At 38.3% G+C, this 19,361-nt stretch carries 18 protein-coding genes; 5 read left to right on the top strand and 13 right to left on the bottom strand.

Translation table 11 applies throughout. The features are described from left to right. Positions 1 to 10: 10 nt before the first annotated feature. The gene (locus LCM23_RS09805) at positions 11 to 2,119 is read right to left on the bottom strand and encodes a heterodisulfide reductase-related iron-sulfur binding cluster (protein WP_224936783.1); all 2,109 of its coding nucleotides are present in this window, start codon (positions 2,117 to 2,119) and stop codon (positions 11 to 13) included. Positions 2,120 to 2,360: 241 nt separating this feature from the next. On the opposite strand from LCM23_RS09805, the gene cls reads away from it, so the two are divergent. After that, the gene (gene cls / locus LCM23_RS09810) at positions 2,361 to 3,578 is read left to right on the top strand and encodes a cardiolipin synthase (protein ID WP_224936784.1); all 1,218 of its coding nucleotides are present in this window, start codon (positions 2,361 to 2,363) and stop codon (positions 3,576 to 3,578) included. Positions 3,579 to 3,595: 17 nt separating this feature from the next. Beyond that, a complete protein-coding gene (gene uvsE, locus LCM23_RS09815; protein ID WP_224936938.1) occupies positions 3,596 to 4,552 on the top strand; it encodes a UV DNA damage repair endonuclease UvsE in 957 nt (318 codons plus the stop codon). An 81-nt stretch (positions 4,553 to 4,633) separates the two neighbouring features. Here uvsE and LCM23_RS09820 read toward each other — a convergent pair whose 3' ends face one another. The 6 genes from LCM23_RS09820 to speE form a co-directional block, all read right to left on the bottom strand. Then, positions 4,634 to 4,990, bottom strand: a complete 357-nt coding sequence (locus LCM23_RS09820) for a hypothetical protein (protein ID WP_224936785.1) — start codon at positions 4,988 to 4,990, stop codon at positions 4,634 to 4,636. A 9-nt stretch (positions 4,991 to 4,999) separates the two neighbouring features. Beyond that, positions 5,000 to 5,326: a hypothetical protein gene (locus LCM23_RS09825; protein ID WP_224936786.1), complete on the bottom strand. Its 327-nt coding sequence runs from the start codon at positions 5,324 to 5,326 to the stop codon at positions 5,000 to 5,002. Between the two features lie 373 nt (positions 5,327 to 5,699). Then, positions 5,700 to 7,370: an arginine--tRNA ligase gene (argS, locus tag LCM23_RS09830; protein WP_224936787.1), complete on the bottom strand. Its 1,671-nt coding sequence runs from the start codon at positions 7,368 to 7,370 to the stop codon at positions 5,700 to 5,702. Then, the gene (locus tag LCM23_RS09835; RefSeq protein WP_224936788.1) at positions 7,371 to 7,811 is read right to left on the bottom strand and encodes a DUF1934 domain-containing protein; all 441 of its coding nucleotides are present in this window, start codon (positions 7,809 to 7,811) and stop codon (positions 7,371 to 7,373) included. It lies immediately after the preceding gene. Positions 7,812 to 8,084: 273 nt separating this feature from the next. After that, complete coding sequence (gene speB, locus LCM23_RS09840) at positions 8,085 to 8,957, bottom strand: agmatinase (RefSeq protein WP_224936789.1); 873 nt, start codon at positions 8,955 to 8,957, stop codon at positions 8,085 to 8,087. Between the two features lie 12 nt (positions 8,958 to 8,969). Beyond that, complete coding sequence (gene speE, locus LCM23_RS09845) at positions 8,970 to 9,797, bottom strand: spermidine synthase (RefSeq protein WP_224936790.1); 828 nt, start codon at positions 9,795 to 9,797, stop codon at positions 8,970 to 8,972. A 419-nt stretch (positions 9,798 to 10,216) separates the two neighbouring features. Here speE and LCM23_RS09850 point away from each other — a divergent pair, with 419 nt between their 5' ends. Continuing rightward, positions 10,217 to 12,295 (top strand): transglycosylase domain-containing protein, encoded by a 2,079-nt coding sequence (locus LCM23_RS09850; protein WP_224936791.1) that lies wholly within the window; start codon positions 10,217 to 10,219, stop codon positions 12,293 to 12,295. Positions 12,296 to 12,490: 195 nt separating this feature from the next. On the opposite strand, the gene LCM23_RS09855 is transcribed toward LCM23_RS09850, so the two are convergent. Next, complete coding sequence (locus LCM23_RS09855; protein ID WP_224936792.1) at positions 12,491 to 12,997, bottom strand: YwhD family protein; 507 nt, start codon at positions 12,995 to 12,997, stop codon at positions 12,491 to 12,493. An 18-nt stretch (positions 12,998 to 13,015) separates the two neighbouring features. Continuing rightward, positions 13,016 to 13,672 (bottom strand): site-2 protease family protein, encoded by a 657-nt coding sequence (locus LCM23_RS09860; RefSeq protein WP_224936793.1) that lies wholly within the window; start codon positions 13,670 to 13,672, stop codon positions 13,016 to 13,018. Between the two features lie 222 nt (positions 13,673 to 13,894). Between LCM23_RS09860 and LCM23_RS09865 the strand changes: the two genes are divergently transcribed. After that, on the top strand, positions 13,895 to 14,080 hold the full coding sequence (locus LCM23_RS09865) for a 2-hydroxymuconate tautomerase (protein WP_095371543.1): 186 nt from the start codon (positions 13,895 to 13,897) through the stop codon (positions 14,078 to 14,080). 402 nt (positions 14,081 to 14,482) lie between these two features. On the opposite strand, the gene LCM23_RS09870 is transcribed toward LCM23_RS09865, so the two are convergent. From LCM23_RS09870 to LCM23_RS09880, 3 genes are all read right to left on the bottom strand, one after another. Further along, positions 14,483 to 15,001, bottom strand: a complete 519-nt coding sequence (locus LCM23_RS09870) for a hypothetical protein (RefSeq protein WP_224936794.1) — start codon at positions 14,999 to 15,001, stop codon at positions 14,483 to 14,485. Positions 15,002 to 15,331: 330 nt separating this feature from the next. After that, on the bottom strand, positions 15,332 to 15,844 hold the full coding sequence (locus LCM23_RS09875; RefSeq protein WP_224936795.1) for a YwgA family protein: 513 nt from the start codon (positions 15,842 to 15,844) through the stop codon (positions 15,332 to 15,334). Positions 15,845 to 15,889: 45 nt separating this feature from the next. Next, positions 15,890 to 17,191, bottom strand: coding sequence for an HD domain-containing protein (locus LCM23_RS09880; protein ID WP_224936796.1), 1,302 nt, complete (start codon positions 17,189 to 17,191; stop codon positions 15,890 to 15,892). A 354-nt stretch (positions 17,192 to 17,545) separates the two neighbouring features. Here LCM23_RS09880 and LCM23_RS09885 point away from each other — a divergent pair, with 354 nt between their 5' ends. Then, on the top strand, positions 17,546 to 18,277 hold the full coding sequence (locus LCM23_RS09885; protein ID WP_263624192.1) for an RsfA family transcriptional regulator: 732 nt from the start codon (positions 17,546 to 17,548) through the stop codon (positions 18,275 to 18,277). A gap of 215 nt (positions 18,278 to 18,492) precedes the next feature. Here the strand turns inward: LCM23_RS09885 and LCM23_RS09890 are convergent, their stop codons facing one another. Continuing rightward, complete coding sequence (locus LCM23_RS09890) at positions 18,493 to 19,335, bottom strand: lipoate--protein ligase family protein (RefSeq protein WP_224936797.1); 843 nt, start codon at positions 19,333 to 19,335, stop codon at positions 18,493 to 18,495. Positions 19,336 to 19,361: the final 26 nt, after the last annotated feature.

Below are 19,361 nucleotides of genomic sequence, written 5' to 3' on the forward strand. Positions count from 1 at the left end.
CTCCTTATTTCTATGAAGCGAGTGTTTGTTCACCGATAACAGCTTTTTCTAAAAGCTCAGCTACATCATATGTTTGTACATTTTCTTCTACTTCTTTTGCTTTTGTTCCATCTGATAACATCGTTAAGCAATATGGACACCCTGAACTAATAACCGTTGGATTGACCGCTAATGCTTGTTCCGTACGTGAAACATTAACACGATTGCCTGTTTCTTCTTCCATCCACATTAATCCACCACCAGCACCGCAGCACATTCCTTTTTCGCGATTTCTCTCCATTTCAATTAGTTTCACACCTGAAATCGATTTTAAAATTTCACGAGGTGGATCATATACTTCGTTATAGCGTCCTAGATAACAGGAATCATGGAAGGTAATCGTTTCTTCTACGGCATATTGTGGTTTTAACACACCGTCCTTCACTAATTTCGCTAATACTTCTGTATGGTGGTATACCTCGGCCTTAAGCCCAAAGTCTGGATATTCATTTTTAAAGATATTATAAGCATGTGGATCGATTGTTACGATTTTCTTCACTTCATTTTTCTCAAACTCTTCGATATTCTTTGTTGCTAACTCTTGGAATAAGAACTCATTCCCTAGACGTCTTGGTGTATCACCTGAGTTCTTTTCTTTATTGCCAAGGATAGCAAATTTAACTCCCGCCTCATTCAAAAGACGAGCAAAGGAAAGGGCAATCTTTTGGCTACGGTTATCATAAGAACCCATTGCTCCTACCCAGAACAGATACTCATAAGATTCATCTGCTTTCTTCATTTCTTTCACTGTAGGAACATGTACATCTTCACGAAGACTTCTCCAATCTTCTCGCTCTTTCCTATTTAGTCCCCATGGATTTCCTTGACGTTCAATATTCGTCATCGCACGTTGTGCATCGGCATCCATTTTACCTTCTGTTAAAACAAGATATCGGCGTAGGTCAATAATTTTATCTACATGTTCGTTCATAACTGGGCATTGGTCTTCACAATTACGGCAAGTTGTACATGCCCATATTTCTTCTTCTGTAATGACTTCTCCAATCAAACTCGGACTATAAGCGAGACTCGCTGCCGCCTCTTCAGCTCCCTCTGCCCCAGCTGCTAAAGCAATTTGATTTCCCTTCGTATTCGAAAAGGCAAATGTCGGTACCCATGGTTGTTTTCTAGTCACCGCTGCCCCGTGGAATGTTAAATGGTCACGCAACTTAATGATAAGATCCATCGGAGAAAGCATTTTACCTGTTCCAGTCGCCGGACACATATTTGTACAACGACCACACTCAACACAAGCATAAAAGTCGATCATTTGTAATTGCGAAAACTCCTCAATATGTCCAACACCAAATGTCTCTTGTGATTCATCTTCGAAATCGATTGGTTTTAACTTTCCTGGGTTATCTAATCTATTGAAATATACATTTACTGGTCCTGCAATCAAATGAGCATGTTTCGATTGTGGAATATAGACTAGGAAAGCGAGTAGGAATAATAAGTGAATCCACCAAGAAACATAAAAGACTACAATAGAAGCTGTTTCACCAATCCATGATAAGGCGATGGCGAAAAGCGAAGCGACCGGTTCGGTCCATACAGGATCATGTCCGTGCCAAATCATCGACATGCCATTTCCTAATAAAACAGATAACATCAAGCCGCCAATAAAAATTAAAACAAGCCCTGATTTAAAACCTCTTTTTAAACGAACAAGCTTTTCAACATATCTTCTGTGAAATGCCCAGATGACGGCAACCAAAATCATTAAAGTAACGATTTCTTGGAAAAAAGTGAATCCTGGATACAACGGACCTAATGGAAGATGTGATCCAGGCGATATTCCTTTGATAATAAAATCGATTGCACCAAACTGTACTAAAATAAAGCCATAGAAGAACATGACGTGGATAGCGCCACTTTTTTTATCCTTTAAAAGCTTTTTTTGTCCAAATACATTGACCCAAATTTTGTTCATACGCTCTTTGACATTATTGTCAAATGCCGTTTTCTTTCCAAGCTTAATGTACTCATATCTGGTCTTGAGCAAATAAGCAAACAAACTAAGTGCGTAAGCGATTACAAGAACGGTCGCAATAAGGTTAACCCATAATAATGCATTCACGTGTGTTCTACTCCTTTCTCGTCTAATCCATGTGTATAAGAAGATTATTCAATGTAAAAAGAAAATTTTATCGTATTAAAATTTTCTGAATTTAAATCTTAGTTCCATTATATAATGAATGAGCATTCAGTCAACTACTTTTTATTTATTTTATCCTTTTTTCTTCAGTCAATAAAAGCGATAATAGAATAGGTCTCTATGGAGATACTATTTAAACATACTGTTTTGGGAGATGATCAACTTGACAATCCTTCTTTCTGTTGCGGTCATCTTGCTGATTGCTATCGTATTTATTTTTCTTCTGTGGGTCGATTATGCCCTTGGTCGTAAAAAACATTTAAAAACAGTCAGCCGAATGAACCCCTCCCCCGCTTTCGCTAACTTTGTCCTTTTTGCGGACGGACCTTCATTATTTGATGATTATTTTACGGAATTAAAAAAAGCAAAACACCATATCCATATTCTCTTTTATATTGTTAAAGACGAAGGAATAGGACAGGAATTTTTAACTATCTTAAAGCAAAAAGCAAATGAAGGTGTAGAGGTACGTCTGCTATTAGATTGGGCAGGTAGTTTACCGATTATTCTGAATTTTAAACTCAAAAAAGAGTTACGATCTCATGGTATTCAATTAGCCTTTGCCCATACACCTACGTTTCCCTTTCTATTTTACAACGTACAAGCAAGAAATCATAGGAAAATTTCTGTAATTGATGGAAAAGTAGGATATTTAGGTGGATTTAATGTAGGCCCTGAGTATATAAACCTTGACCGTAAACTCACACCATGGCGAGACTACCATTTAAAAGTAAGTGGAGAAGGTGCACATACTTTACAAAGTGTTTTCCTACAAGATTGGGCAGATGCTAGCAACCAACTAATAAGTAAAACTGAAAAGTATTTTCCAGAAGATATAACAAAAGGCAGTGTACAACATCAGTTTAAAGTGACTGATGGCGCATTCTTGAAAGAGGAATATATCACACTGATTGAAAATGCTGAACAATTCATTGAAATTGGTACACCCTATTTTATTCCCGGTGTAGAAGTAATGCAGCATCTATTGTCCGCATTAACAAGAGGGGTAAAAGTAACGATTATGATTCCCTATACGAGCGACCACTTTCTTGTCAAAGAAGCTTCCCATCGTTACTTACGTCCATTACTGAAGGCAGGGGCAGAAGTGTATGAGTATAAAAAAGGTTTTTATCATGCAAAAGCAATGATCGTCGATGAAGTGGCTGTTGTCGGAACAGCTAATTTTGATAAAAGAAGCTTCTTTCTTAATGATGAAATAAATTGTTATAGTAAGGAGCCTCATTTTCATAAAGAACTAAGTGAAGTATTTCATAAGGATTTAGCCTATGCAGAAAAACTACAATATCAAGATATTTCTGGTTTCAACCTGAAGAGGCAAGGGAAAGAATTATTAGCACGATGTGTAGATCTCTTTTTATAAGGAGCCGATAACTATTGATTTCAATACGTTTCGGGTATGTATCTCATGCGATTACATTATGGGATGCCTCCCCTGCAAAAACACTTACTTACGCCCGCTATCAACAATTAAATGCTCATGAAAGATTAGATAAACTCAAGGAAATTACTGCACTTAATCTTGCTCACACAAGGCGAATGGTTCATTATAATATTGCTCATGAAATCCCATTATACCGATTATCAAGTTCGATCGTGCCACTTGCGACACACCCTGATGTGAAATGGGATTTCCAAACTCCATTTAAGGACGAGTGGCATGCATTAGGTAAATTAATTACAGACCATCAATTACGGGTAAGCTTCCATCCTAATCAATTTACTTTGTTTACTTCTCCAAGACAAGGAGTGACAGAGAATGCCGTGACTGATATGCAGTACCATTATGACATGCTCCAAGCAATGGGTCTAAGCGATACCGCAATTATTAATATACATATAGGCGGTGCTTACGGTGATAAGGAAACCTCACTAGAACGTTTCGAGAAAAACCTTAAAACTTTACCCACTCATATCAAGTCGAGAATGACGTTAGAAAACGATGATAAAACCTATAATGCCGAGGAAACACTTGCTGTATGTGAAGAAGAAAAGGTGCCAATGATTTTTGATTATCATCACCATATGGCTAATCTCGTGGACATTCCTTTAATAGAATTATTGCCTCGCGTGTTTCAAACATGGAGCCATATTGGTTTGCGACCAAAAATTCATGTGTCTTCGCCTAAGTCAGATAAAGCCTACCGATCACATGCTGACTATGTAGATTTCCAATTTGTTAAGCCACTGCTCTCGACTCTCCATGAAATAGGACAAGATGTTGATTTAATGATTGAAGCGAAAGCAAAGAACTTAGCCTGTTTACAACTTGTTGAAGATGTCGCTAGCATTCGCGGGGTAAAGCGTGTTGGTGGTGGAACGGTTGAATGGAAATAGCGGATAAGACAATATATACTCTGATGCATACCGATAAAAATAAAAGAACCTAAAGTAGACTAATGATCTTATTTAACTGCTTTAGGTTCTTTCTATGTGTAATGATAAATGTGCCATGTAAAAACTTAATAACACCATCCCCTTTCTTCTGTCTTTTACTGCGGAGACATAACTTACGCGCAATTCTTCATCTCCTCCCTTTACCTTTTGCGTGCAAACACGACTTACGCGCAATTCTTCTCCTTCTCCCTTTGTCTTTTGCGTGCAAACATAACTTACGCGCAATTCTTCATCTCCTCCCTTTACCTTTTGCGTGCAAACACGACTTACGCGCAATTTTTCTCCTTCTCCCTTTGTCTTTTGCGTGCAAACATAACTTACGCGCAATTCTTCATCTCCTCCCTTTGTCTTTTGCGCGCAAACAAGACTTACGCGCAATTTTTCTCCTTATCCCTTTGTCTTTTGCGCGCAAACATAACTTACGCGCAATTCTTCATCTCCCCCCTTTACCTTTTGCGTGCAAACACGACTTACGCGCAATTCCTCTCCTCCTCCCTTTACCTTTTGCGTGCAAACATAACTTACGCGCAATTCTTCTCCTCCTCGCTTTACCTTTTGCGCGCAAACACGACTTACGCGCAATTCTTCTCCTTCTCCCTTTGTCTTTTGCGTGCAAACATAACTTACGCGCAGTTCTTCATCTCCTCCCTTTACCTTTTGCGCGCAAACACGACTTACGCGCAATTCTTCTCCTTCTCCCTTTGCTTTTTGCACGCAAACACAACTTAGTTACTCTATTGATTCGAGATGAATCTTTCAATATTTTGAAGATTACTAACTTCAGATTTTATAAAGAGAGGTGGGAATGATAGCGTTATTTAGTCTACCAGCATCTACTTCCTTTTTCGGTTAAGGAAATCTACCTGTAGTATCCCCATCCTAATATAAAATAAGGTCATATTTGGTCATGATAGATAATCCTCTACAGTGCAATTCGCTTCGCACCTCTTGATATTTATGAAACTTTTTAATTCTCCTATTACTACTCTGCAAGCAACCAACAAAGCCTGAATATATTGTGTGAATCTATTTTTATTTCAAGAAAAAAAGCGCCCACTACATGAGTGGGACGCTTGCTGTACGGCACTTACATTTTTTCAGGAGCTGATACACCGATCAATGCTAATGCATTTTTCAATGTTGTTTGTACCGCTTTAATTAGCGCTAGTCTTGCTTTTGACTTTTCAGGCTGTTCGCTATCTAAAACTTTTTCAGCATTATAGAAGCTATGGAAAGTAGATGCTAAGTCAAAGATATAATTGGTAATTCGATGAGGCATGCGCTTCTCAGCTGCTTCAGCTACCGCTTGTGGAAATTCGCCAATTTTCTTCAATACATCTAGTTCTTTTTCTGCTCCGATAAAAGATAAGTCAGCTTGGGCGTCAAGAACTAACCCTTGTTCTTCACCTTGTCTTAAGATGCTTGAAATACGCGCATGTGCGTATTGTGCATAATATACTGGGTTCTCGTTAGACTGTGATACAGCTAAATCTAAATCAAAATCTAAATGAGTGTCTGCACTTCTCATCGCGAAGAAATAACGAGTCGCATCTAAACCGACTTCCTCTACAAGATCACGCATGGTTACTGCTTTACCTGTACGTTTACTCATTTTCATTTTCTCGCCATTTTTATATAAATGAACGAGCTGAATAATTTCAACTTCAAGGGCATCTTTACTATAGCCAAGTGCTTGAATGGCAGCTTTCATACGCGGGATATAACCATGATGGTCTGCACCCCAAACGTTAATAATTTTTTCAAAGCCACGCTCTAATTTATCTTTATGATAAGCAATATCTGGTGTTAAATACGTATAGGAGCCGTCATTTTTAATCAAAACACGATCTTTGTCATCACCGAAAGTAGTAGAGCGGAACCATGTCGCACCATCTTCTTCGTATATATGACCATTCTCTTTTAATGCTTCCAATGCACGGTCGATTTTTCCATTATGATAAAGTGAAGTCTCTGAATACCATACATCATAAGGAACACGGAAATCTTCCAAGTCATTTTTTAATTTTTCCATTTCATATTTCAGACCATACTCACGGAAAGTGTCAAAACGCTTTTGGGCATCGTAATCGACATACTCATTACCATGTTCTTTAGCAAGTGTTTTACCGATATTAATAATATCTTCCCCATGATAACCGTCTTGCGGCATCTCTTTTTCCATACCTAACGCTTGGAAATAACGGGCTTCTACAGAATAAGCGAGATTATTAATTTGATTGCCGGCATCGTTAATATAGTATTCACGCGTAACATCATAGCCTGCCTTCGCTAGAATGTTGGATAATGAATCACCAACAGCTGCCCCGCGCGCATGCCCTAGGTGTAAATCACCTGTTGGATTAGCAGATACGAACTCTACTTGAACTTTTGTGCCATTACCTACATTTGTTTGACCGTAGGCTTCATCTGCTTCTAACACGGTAGGAATTAAGTTCGTTAAATAACGATTATCCATGTAAAAATTCAGAAATCCTGGCCCAGCGATTTCCATCTTTTCAATCGAAGCTTTTGATTGATCAAAGTGAGTAATGATATCTTCAGCAATCATTTTTGGCGCTTTTTTTGCCACTCTTGCAAGTTGCATTGCCATATTTGTAGAATAATCACCATGCGTTTTGTCTTTTGGTATTTCTAGAATAACATCAGGAATTTGTCCCTCTTCAGCTAAGCCAGCTTTTATGACCGCTTGTTTAATTTCCTGTTTCAAATTGTGTTGCACCTGTTCAACGATATTCACTCAGTTTTCCTCCTCAAATGCGATGGTTAGATGATAGGTTCCTGCTTTAGCTCCTTGCATGTTTAAATCATACATCAAATCAATAGAGCCAGTGCTTGTCTCTTCTTTAAACTCATGCACCATTCTCTTCGTTAAAGTTTTTAAATTAAATACACCATATGGGGTCGTATAATTGCCTCTTAAAGACTGATGCATTTTAAATGGCAAGCGCATTTTTATCGAACCACTTCGTAAGATTAAACCGTCATCCTCAGTCATTTTTACAATGGTTTTCACCATGCCTACATCCATCTCTTCTTCATATTGAAGATATCTAGCATTTCCTTTTTTATAGTATCGACCAACCGCCGTTAATTCAAAAGTATCCTTACTATTCCCATCATGGATGGTCGTTTTCACATTTATTTTTACAGGAATTTGATCATCTAAAACTTTCGACAATCCCTCCACATCCTTTTATACCGTTTCAAACGAAATTTCTATAACCTTATTAGTATAAAACAAATTAATGTTATCTTCCAGTCATGAATAATTATACAATAACAACTTTGACCACTAGTATACCACGGGCGTCCACAGGACTTTTCTGATGAAAAGCGTATGATGAAGCTTTTCACGTAGTTTTTTATTTTTGAACTAAACACAAGATATCACACAAAACCAAATAAAAAACGAACAAATTCTCCAATAATAGAATTTGTTCGCATCATCAATTTATTTCACCCAACCTAAAATCATTTCACGAATAAGCTTACTAGCTGTATTGGCAGTTTGTTCTGATGGGTCATAAATGGGTGCCACTTCAACTAGGTCACAGCCAACTACATTCACATTGGCACGAGCAATTTCATGAATAGAGGCTAAAAGCTCCTTAGAAGTAATGCCTCCAGCATCCACAGTACCTGTACCCGGCGCATGTGCAGGATCAAGGACATCGATGTCAATTGTCACATAGACAGGACGACCAGCTAATTGTGGCAAAACTTCCTTCAAAGGTGCTAACACTTCAAATTTAGAAATATGCATCCCTACTTCTTTAGCCCATTGAAACTCTTCTTTCATACCAGAACGAATCCCAAATGAATAGACGTTTGTTGGACCAATGAGATTAGCCGCCTTCTTGATTGGTGTGCTATGAGAAAGTGGTTCGCCTTCGTAATCGTCTCGTAAATCTGTATGTGCATCCATATGGATAATCGCTAAGTCAGGGTATTTCTTATACATCGCCTTTATGACTGGCCAGCTAACTAAATGCTCCCCACCCATACCAATAGGGAATTTATTATCTGCAAGTAGTCCGTCAATGTATTCCTCTATCATATCGATACTTTTTTGCGGGTTTCCAAATGGTAATGGAATATCTCCTGCATCGAAAAATTTCACTTCTTCTAGTTCCCGATCTAAATAAGGGCTATACTCTTCAAGGCCGATGGACACTTCTCTTATTCTTGTTGGGCCGAATCTTGAACCAGGACGATAGCTGACTGTCCAGTCCATTGGCATCCCATAAATAACAGCACTGCTGTCTTCATAATGCGGATGACTTTTAATAAACACATTTCCTGAATAAGCTTCATCAAAACGCATAGAGAGTCCTCCTTATTCCACTAAATCTTGAACAAATTTTGGTAGTACAAATGCAGCCTGATGTAGTTCTTTTGTATAATATTTCGTCTCAATTTCGTGGAAACGCTCTTCTTCCACTTTTAGTGGATCGTGCTTTTTCGAACCGATAGTGAATGCCCATAATCCACTAGGATAAGTAGGGATATTCGCCACATACAGACGTGTAATTGGGAAAATTTCTTTTACATCCTTTTGAACATTGCGGATTAAGTCTGCTTTAAACCACGGATTATCTGACTGCGCTACGAATAAACCATCTTCCTTCAATGCTTTAGCAATACCTGCATAAAAACCTTTAGTAAATAAGTTAACTGCCGGACCCACTGGTTCTGTTGAATCGACCATAATAACGTCATATTCGTTTTCACTTTCAGCAATATGCATGAAGCCATCGCCCACTTTTACTTCTACACGCGGGTCTTCAAGCTTTCCTGCAATTTCTGGCAAGTACTTTTTCGAGAATTCAATAACCTTCCCATCAATATCTACAAGTGTCGCTTTTTTCACGCTAGGGTGCTTTAACACTTCACGAATAACGCCTCCGTCTCCACCACCGACAACGAGGATATTCTCAGGGTTTGGGTGAGTAAATAAAGGCACATGAGCGACCATTTCATGATAAACAAACTCATCCTTCACAGAAGTCATGACCATATCATCAAGAAGAAGCATATTGCCCCACTCTTCTGTTTCTACCATGTCTAGCTTTTGAAAATCTGTCTGTTCCGTATGTAAAGTTCGATTCACCTTCATCGTGATACCGAAGTTCTCTGTTTGTTTTTCAGTAAACCAAATGCTCATTATTCTTCAATCCTTTCTATTAAAAAAGTGCCTCATTTAACCTTATCGTTCCCGAAAAGCAAAATGACAAACATGAGAAAAGTATAGAGGATTCTAGCAAAATTGCAAGTGAAAATTTTGTTAAAAAGAAGATACCCTTTAAAAAGAAGAGTGGGCTAATAGAATCTTCGCACTCAGTCATTATGAAATCGGACCCGTCTTTGACTTTTTGGCTATATGATTGAACCGATTTAGATGTTTGCTGACCTGACTTTCTCTTTTATGTTCATGGCTTTGACTTTACTATTCATGTTTGACCCATTCCAGGGGTTTCATGCAGACTTTAGAGATTCGTGTAATCACAAATATGCATGTTTAAAATACCCTATAGTTTTCAATACTATATGTAAACGAAGCACATTAAAATGGGGGTGGTATATGTGGAAATCATGACAAATCAGCGCTTTAGAAATGCAGGTAAATATTTGCGAGCACTCGTCATTTGTAGCTTAATAGGTTCAGCGTTAGTGGTCTGCCTGCTCATCGGTATTTTCATTTATGCCAAAATTTTAGGTCCACCACCACTTGCCGTACCACAATCCACTTTATATATGGCAAGTGACGAATCTATTATTGGTGAAAGTCACACAGGGGAGAAAAGGTATTGGGCAGATATTACTGATATTTCCCCAGATTTAATTCATGCGACGATCGCGATTGAGGACCAGAGTTTCTATGAACATCATGGCTTTGATTATAAAAGAATTGCTGGCGCCTTGCTGGCAGACCTAAAAGCAATGGCAAAGGTACAAGGTGCGAGTACAATTAGTCAGCAATACGCTAAAAACCTTTTTCTCGATCAAGATAAAACGTGGACAAGGAAAATAAAAGAAGCGTTTTATACCCTAAGAATAGAAATGAGTTACACAAAAGAGCAAATACTAGAAGGCTATTTAAATACAATCTATTACGGTAACAGGGCTTACGGTGCACAAGCAGCTAGTCAGTTTTATTTTGGAAAAGATGCAGCTGATTTAACTTTAGCCGAATCCGCTATGCTCGCAGGTATTCCGAAAGGACCAAGTGCCTATTCACCTCTTGCCTCATTCGAGAAAGCGAAACAAAGACAAAAGTTAATCTTAACTTCTATGGTAGGGAATCAATATATTACGAAAAAGGAAATGGTAAATGCTTTTAATGAAGAGCTTACTTTCGTTGGTGAGCATCAATATTACGTGAACACTGTTGCCCCCTACTTTCAGGATGCAGTCAAAGCTGTACTAAAATCTCAATTAGACCTTGATGAAAGAATGGTTGAACTTGGTGGATTACGAGTTTACACAACACTAGATCGCCAAAAACAAGAGATAGCAGAGAAAACAATTGAAGAAGTGATGACAGAAGATACTTCAATGCAAGTCGGGCTCGTATCAATGAATCCTAAAAATGGACATGTAGAAGCCATGGTTGGAGGTACAGATTATGAAGAGAGCTCATTTAATAGAGCTTTACAAGCGATTAGACAGCCTGGATCTACGATGAAGCCCCTTTTATATTACGCGGCCATTAAACAAGGATTTACACCAGTATCAACAGTAATGAGCAAACCTACTACTTTTCGGTTTGACGATGGACAATCAACATATGCACCTCATAATTATAATAATAAGTATGCAGATGGAGATATAACGATGGCGCAGGCACTAGCGCTCTCGGATAATATATATGCCGTGAAAACCCACCTTTTTTTAGGTGAAGAAACGCTCGTTAAGACCGCTAAAGATTTTGGTATTCAGTCTAAGATGGCCAAAGTCCCTTCACTCGCCCTGGGTACATCCGGATTAAGAGTAACAGAGCTTGCCAATGCATACAGCATGTTGGCTAATGGTGGGAAGCGTACTGACCCTGTTTTTATAACAAGAGTTGAGGATTATAAAGGCGATGTCCTTTACGAGGCTAAGGGATCAAATGAGCAAGTATTAGATAAGGATACAGCCTTTGTCGTGACAGAGATGATGACGGGCATTTTTGATCAGACATTAAATGGTTATGCTAGTGTGACTGGATCTACTATTAGCGATCAACTCACAAGACCATACGCAGCAAAATCTGGTTCGACGGAGACTGATAGCTGGATGGCTGGATTCTCTCCCCAGCTCGTTACTGCTGTATGGACAGGTTACGATGATAATCAAACGATCGACCTTGTGAAGGAAAAGGCGTTTGCAAAGGAAATTTGGGGGAATTATATGGAAGATGCCCACCAGGGACTTCCAATTCGCCAGTTCACACCAACAAAGAATACAGTAGGCGTTTATGTTGAACCTTCCACTGGCAAACTAGCAACAGAAAATTGCCCTGCCAAACGTCTTACCTACTTTATTAAGGGAACCGAACCAACTGAATACTGTTCGCTTCACCTGCCTGAATACCATGCAGAGGAAAAACAAATAGAGAAAGAGCCAGCCCCTAAGGAGAAAAAGCCTTGGTACAAGAAGATATTACCATGGACTTCATAATTCGCACACAAACATGACAATAGTAGAAATAATGAAAAACCTCGACAGTAGCTGCCGAGGTTTTTCGTGTCCTAGTTCTATACAGTGCTTCGCACTAATATTAAGTTTACTTTTTTTATCCACTTGAAGCAATACTTTGTAAATTCCTTCAATAAACTGTCACAAATACGCCACAATTATGGCTGAATTTGTCTCTTATGCTTGCAAATCTGTTTTTAGTTGTTCTGATGATCTCTCCCACATACCTGCATCATAATCTTGTAGGAATTTTGCTAATACTTCTTTAGATGAAACATCCATATGATCCACGATTACTTGACCTTTAATTGATTTATCCATTCGATTCACATGTTCAGGAAGTGACTTATACCCTCTTCTAATTGATCGATCAACTGTAAACTCACAAGCTGTTACACCCGCATAATACGTACCTTCTTCCCCACGTTCTACCGTTACCCAGATTAACCAGTACGGCTTTCCATTAGGGACTTCTTCTTTTGTCTTTAAAAACTTAATGCCTTTTTCCTGTGGGCTGCGGGCATGCATTGCCCCAACCTCGATTGAAGCCTCTTTTTCATTGACATCTATAATAACCGGCGAAACATTATCTAAACTAAAAGCACCGGCCCCGAATCCACCATGCCCCTCGGTTGGGTCACTTTTAATAATATTAAACTCCATTTTTTTCTTATTCTCTGCCATTTGAAACTCCTCCTTCATCTATGATCTCACAAATAATGTATAAAAGAATGCGCTTAGGTTTTCCATAATCGCTGGAAGTAATGTATTCAGGATAGGGCTAATCGTATATTGACTGAGCGGTGTAATCACAAGGATGAGAAAAATAAGACCTCCATAATTCTCAATTGACGTCATCTTCGCTCGCCAATCATTTGGTACTAAATCTGCAATCACCCGATAGCCATCTAAAGGCGGCAAAGGGATTAAATTAAATATGAAAAGAAGCATATTTAGACCAATAAAAATATTGAGAAACGCGAGCAACGACTCCGGCACTGTATAACCATTTCCAATTAACCAATACCATAAACCTAAAGCAAATGTAGCCAAAACAAAATTACTCAATGGACCAGCTAAAGAAACACATACACCAGCAAGCCTCGGATTTTTAAAAAAGAAGCGGTTAACAGGGACTGGTCTCGCCCACCCAAAACCCGCTATAAAAATTAAGAGTGTCCCAATTGGATCTAAATGACTAATGGGATTCAACGTCAATCTGCCTTGATTTTTTGCCGTTGGATCACCAAATTTATAGGCGACCCACGCATGTGCAAGCTCATGAAGAGTGAAGGCAATAATTAACGTGATAGCTACATAGGGAATATCCCTAAGTGGATAGGCTAAGAATTGTTCCACACTTTAATCCCCTTTTTTAACTCATGAATGAGTGTTTTATACCTTTTCATTAACCATATGTAAACCTTATCTTTGTCATACATATTAAAGTATAACGCATCATTCCTGCAATAAGGAAATCATGCGCTACTATAAATTTGCTTGTCTAAATGAAGAAAATATGGAAAACTTAAAATAATCGTTGTTCAGAAACAGCGCGAATTCATTTAGGAGGAAGAACTTATGCCATACGTAACTGTTAAAATGCTTGAAGGACGTACAGAAGATCAAAAGAAAGCACTCGTAGAAAAAGTCACAGTAGCCGTGAGCGAAACAACAGGTGCTCCAAATGAAAAAATCACTGTATTTATAGAAGAAATGAGCAAGAACCATTACGCTGTTGGTGGCAAGCGTCTGAGCGACCAATAAAATACAAGATTGAAATATATCGGCACTGACAATGTTAGTTATTCGTTGGTGCCGGTTATTTTTTTGTGTTCCTGGTGAATTCCTTTATGTACGATTCTCTATTGTTCTTGTACACTATTATTGATTTTGCCTAGGTTCTTCATATCAGAATTTCCTCTCGAATCCTTTTTTTCACTCATTTTCGGCCGAATCCAATCAAATTTTCGCTCCGCCTTCCGGATCCCATTAGATTTAAGAGAACTACGCAATTCTGAGGGAAATACAACGTTTTCTTTTCAGACATGAAGAAACTTCCCAGGGTGAGGATAAGCCGGAACAAATTAAATTTTATACGCGTAAGTAAGAGCGTAAAAATACAGCATGAGATATGTGTATTTTTACGGTTTAGTTGCGCTCTCATCTTCATTTTTTTCTGAGTGACTCGCAAACTTCATTTATGAAGCGCTCAGCTCCTTTTCTCTTTCTGAGTGACTCACAAACCTCAGCTGCGAAGCGATCATTCTCTTTACTCCTACTGAGTGACTCGCAAACCTCATTTGCGAAGCGCTCAGTTCCTTTTCTCTTTCTGAGTGACTCACAAACCTCAGCTGCGAAGCGCTCATTCTCTTTTCTCACCTTGAGTGACTCGCAAACCTCATTTGCGAAGCGCTCATTCTCTTTTCTCACCTTGAGTGACTCGCATACTTCATTTGCGAAGCACTCATTCTCTTTTCTCACCTTGAGTGACTCACAAACTTCATTTACAAAGCGCTCATTCTCTTTTCTCACCTTGAGTGACTCACAAACTTCTTTTGCGAAGCGCTCATTCTCTTTTCTCACCTTGAGTGACTCGCAAACCTCATTTGCGAAGCGCTCAGCTCCTTTTCTCTTTCTGAGTGACTCACAAACTTCATTTACAAAGCGCTCATTCTCTTTTCTCACCTTGAGTGACTCACAAACTTCATTTGCGAAAACTCATTCTCTTTTCTCACCTTGATTGACTCACAAACTTCATTTGCGAAGCACTCATTCTCTTTTCTCACCTTGAGTGACTCGCATACCTCATTGGCGAAGCGCTCATTCTCTTTTCTCCCACTGAGTGACTCACAAACCTCATTTGCGAAGCACTCAGTTCCTTTTCTCTTTCTGAGTGACTCACAAACTCTAATCCATCAAAACAGAAGCACTCAATTCTTATTACCGATTAAGTCACGCAATATCATTTCCACACGAGCATAAATATAAACAACCTCAATATGAAAAAGACCGCTCCTATGATAGGATAGCGGCTTTTGTATTTAAGGCATCGATATAGTGATAAGCTTGGTTAATCTCTTCTTCTGTATATCGTTGTTTGCTTTTGAGCGTGAAGATCTTTTCCTTTACTTCTTCTTTAGGCAGTTCCTCGAAGTATAAGACAGTGGATACTAGCTCTAGAAATCTTGCTGATTGTTCATTCATATCAACGAGACAGTCTTTTAAATGAGGCATATTTACTTCATTTAATTCTAGAAATTCTGTTCCCGATTCGGTTAGTGTATAACGATATTGATAGTATCCACCTTTTTTTTCTTTAATTTCATTCAAGAATCCCATATTGCATAGTTCTTCAATACGAAGAGTGAGTTCTTCTGAATAAGGTCCATAAAAGTGAAAGGCAAATTTCTCATGAAAAGGATAATTGATTTTTTTTGCAATGTAAATCATTTTTTGTAGCTTTTTACGGCCGACAATTTCATCCGAGGCAGCAATGGCATGAATGATTTTTGCATGGTCTTTCAGCACATTGATTCATCTCCTAATTATTTATTACGTTCCATTCGAACTTTTTTATTCTAAGTCTAGTAATTTTCGTATTTGTTTCTTAATCTCTTTATGTGGCCCTTCATCATGAAGGAGATTGGCAGGGTAGTATAATTTATGATCGGTCCTTCTTTTACCTGAGATAGCATCAACAATCGATGATTCCCGAGATAATTCCCTTACCTCTCCATTTTTCGATAATAAATGAATCGGTAAACGCTCCTCTTCTTCACCCGGTCGATAAAAATCATAAGGTAAATCAGAGGAAGAATCGACAACTAAGTAATATTCAGGGTCAATTCCCGCTTTTAAAAATAATATAGACAGCTCTGACAGTTTCTTATATTCCTTGGCTGGGTCAAATTCAACATACTTAAAGAGATGACGGTCTAAGAAACGTTGCGCTAAATCACTTAAAATCTCATCTTCTTCCCACTGCCACATTTGGAAATAGTATAGAACAATTGATTCATCCAGATGAATGTAATCATCCACCGTTATTTCGCCTTTAAATAAAGAATAAAAATGAGCAGGGGCTTGTTTGAACTGATAAGATGCTTCATATAGAGCCTTTGCCCTATGGAGAATTTTTGTTAAGATTACCTCTGCACTTCTCGTTACAGGGTGAAAATACACTTGCCAATACATTTGGTATCGACTCATTATGTAATCCTCAACAGCATGCATGCCACTTTGTTTAATCACAACCTGGTCTTCCCTTGGCCTCATCACTCGTAAAATACGTTCCATATCAAAATGACCATAACTCACGCCTGTAAAATAGGCATCTCTTTGTAAATAATCCATCCGGTCGGCATCAATTTGACTAGAGATTAAACTGATAACTAATTTGTTTTTAGACGTTTTCGCAATTATTTCTTCTACTTTTTTTGGAAAATCATCACTTACTCTTCTTAACACATTGTTAACTTCTGTGTTACTGAGAATAATTTTCTTTGTAAAATTTTCATGATCTAAGCCAAATACCTTTTCAAAAGAATGCGAGAACGGCCCATGACCTAAATCATGTAACAATGCTGCACAAAGGGTTAATAAACGATCGTCATCATTCCACTCTGGACGTCCTTTGAAGACATCATCGACAATTCGCCTAACAATTTCATAGACACCAAGCGAATGATTAAACCGGCTATGTTCCGCTCCGTGAAAGGTAAGAAAGGTTGTTCCTAACTGTTTAATCCTTCTTAGACGTTGGAATTCTTTAGTACCAATCAAATCCCAGATAAGACGATCTTTCACGTGAATATATCGGTGAACAGGATCTTTAAATACCTTTTCTTCAGTTAATTTTTCTGTCGCATATGACATCATGACACCTCCTTTTTTTATATAGACATAACCAATATATTAACTTCTTTTTTTACATTCAAACATTTGACTGCTCTTCATCTGTTTTTTTCTTCCCCTATTATATCTTTCTCTTTCTTTTGTTTCACCCCCCGAATGTAATAGACCAACCTCTCCTGCACATACGAACCCCTGTCCTAGTTGTTTTTTGGCGAAATGAGAATTTTTTTCGACATTTTTAACATGATTTACCATACGTATCTATTAGAAATCATCTTCTACTATCCTTTCAAACATAGAATGTATAAAACCTTTTATTCTTGACAATCCTATTGCTAAAGCTTAACTATTATAAAAATTTAGGGAGTTGAGATCATGAAAGTACGTCAAGATGCATGGTCAGAGGAAAATGATTTATTATTAGCAGAAACGGTTTTAAGGCATGTACGTGAAGGTAGTACGCAATTAAATGCATTTGAAGAAGTTGGAGATAAGTTGAATCGCACATCAGCTGCTTGCGGGTTTCGCTGGAATGCAGTTGTACGGCACCAATATGAAAAAGCCCTTCAACTAGCAAAAAAACAACGAAAGCAACGACAAAGAATGCTTGGAAAAGAGCAAGGTGGAAAGAAAAAACTATTATATTCACCACCAGTTCCTACATTAGATGACGTAGAAACAGCGATGGAGCCGATGAATGATTTGCTATTTGAAGAACCTGAAGTCACAACAACTAATGCGACTCCTACTGAAGAAGTGGAAACACCTGTATTCAAAACGGAGGAAACTTCATCATCTAATATGACGATGGCAAGTGTCATTCAATACCTTGAATCATTAAGTCACTCAAGTATTAAACTGGATATCTTAAAAAATGAGAATGAAAGACTTAAGCGCGAGAATGCTTCTTTAAAGGCTAGAAACCAAGAATTAGCGGCAAGAGTAAGCAAGCTAGAGCAGAATAGTGTCACTATCCAAGAAGATTACGAGACATTAATGAATATTATGAACCGTGCTCGAAAATTAGCGATTTTAGATGATGAGGAAAGAACCGCCACTAAATTCAAAATGGATCGTAATGGCAATTTAGAAAAACTAGCAGAATAAATGATTAGACTGTGGTTTACCACAATCACTTATAAAAATAACTGAGTAAAAGGCTGAATCAGCTTACTCAGTTATTTTCTTTCTATTTTGCGTGACTTACTAGATTAAGATTTATTCGTACATTTGATAAGCCCTTCAACAGTGGTAAAACAAGCAAAAGAGCACCTATTTCATTCTAAAATCTGCAAATTATTCGGGAGCTGTCTGGACTCATATTATTTCTTGTTCATGATTTTTTCGTTTCTATCGACTACACGGTCGAAATAGTTTTCAAACATTGGTGCTTCAGTAACGGTTAACTGACCTGAATGAAGCGTGCCACTATATTTCTTTAATGTTTGTAGGAAGCGGAGCATCACATCTTCTATGGTGAATTCCGTTTGGAGTAGTTCAGCTAGCGAAGCCATCACTGTTGGATCAATGTCAGGATAAGTAAACTTAGTCTTCTCATCCTCTTTACTAATACGGTAAAATTCTTGAATGAGTTGCGCTCGTTCACTGCCACTGCCATTTACACAAAGGTAGATTTGCACAGCGACACCCTTTCTCAATCTGCGTTGTGAAATGCCTGCAAATTTCTGGTCACCAATGCTTAGATCATAACTCCCTGGACAGTAGGACTTGGTGATCTCTTTCGCTTCAATTTCTACGGGAAAATCAGCGAACATTTCTTTCACTAAAAACCACATCGCATCATATCCACGGTTAATATCAATACCTTTTTCCGTTTCCTGCAGCACTAAAGTAATATTCAAGACACCTTCATCGAGAACAACCGCAAGCCCACCTGAATTCCGCACAATACAGTCATAACCTTGTTGCTGTAAAAATTGAACCCCTGCGTTAATAAAAGGCAGTTTTGTATCTTGAATACCAAGTACGATTGTGCGGTCATGCACCCAGCTTCTCGCAGTAGCAGGAGAGAGTCCCGCTCCAACCGAAGCGCATAAAGTATCATCCATACCGAAAGAGTGAAGTGCACTGACAAATCGCCCTGATTGCGACTGATCAATTATACGCCATTCTTTTTGTTCTAATAAATTTAAAGCCTCTTCCATTCCTTCTGCTCCTTTACCATTTAAGA

The organism is Cytobacillus kochii, from assembly GCF_020171845.1.
GTDB classification, from domain to species: Bacteria; Bacillota; Bacilli; order Bacillales; family Cytobacillaceae; genus Cytobacillus; species Cytobacillus kochii.

Bases quoted from the DNA above. Each gene is read 5' to 3' on its own strand.
- LCM23_RS09890 (WP_224936797.1), bottom strand. From the start codon at position 19,335: ATGGAAGAGGCTTTAAATTTATTAGAACAAAAAGAATGGCGTATAATT.
- LCM23_RS09855 (WP_224936792.1), bottom strand. From the start codon at position 12,997: ATGGCAGAGAATAAGAAAAAAATGGAGTTTAATATTATTAAAAGTGAC.
- LCM23_RS09880 (WP_224936796.1), bottom strand. From the start codon at position 17,191: ATGTCATATGCGACAGAAAAATTAACTGAAGAAAAGGTATTTAAAGAT.
- speB (WP_224936789.1), bottom strand. From the start codon at position 8,957: ATGCGTTTTGATGAAGCTTATTCAGGAAATGTGTTTATTAAAAGTCAT.
- LCM23_RS09865 (WP_095371543.1), top strand. From the start codon at position 13,895: ATGCCATACGTAACTGTTAAAATGCTTGAAGGACGTACAGAAGATCAA.
- LCM23_RS09885 (WP_263624192.1), top strand. From the start codon at position 17,546: ATGAAAGTACGTCAAGATGCATGGTCAGAGGAAAATGATTTATTATTA.
- speE (WP_224936790.1), bottom strand. From the start codon at position 9,797: ATGAGCATTTGGTTTACTGAAAAACAAACAGAGAACTTCGGTATCACG.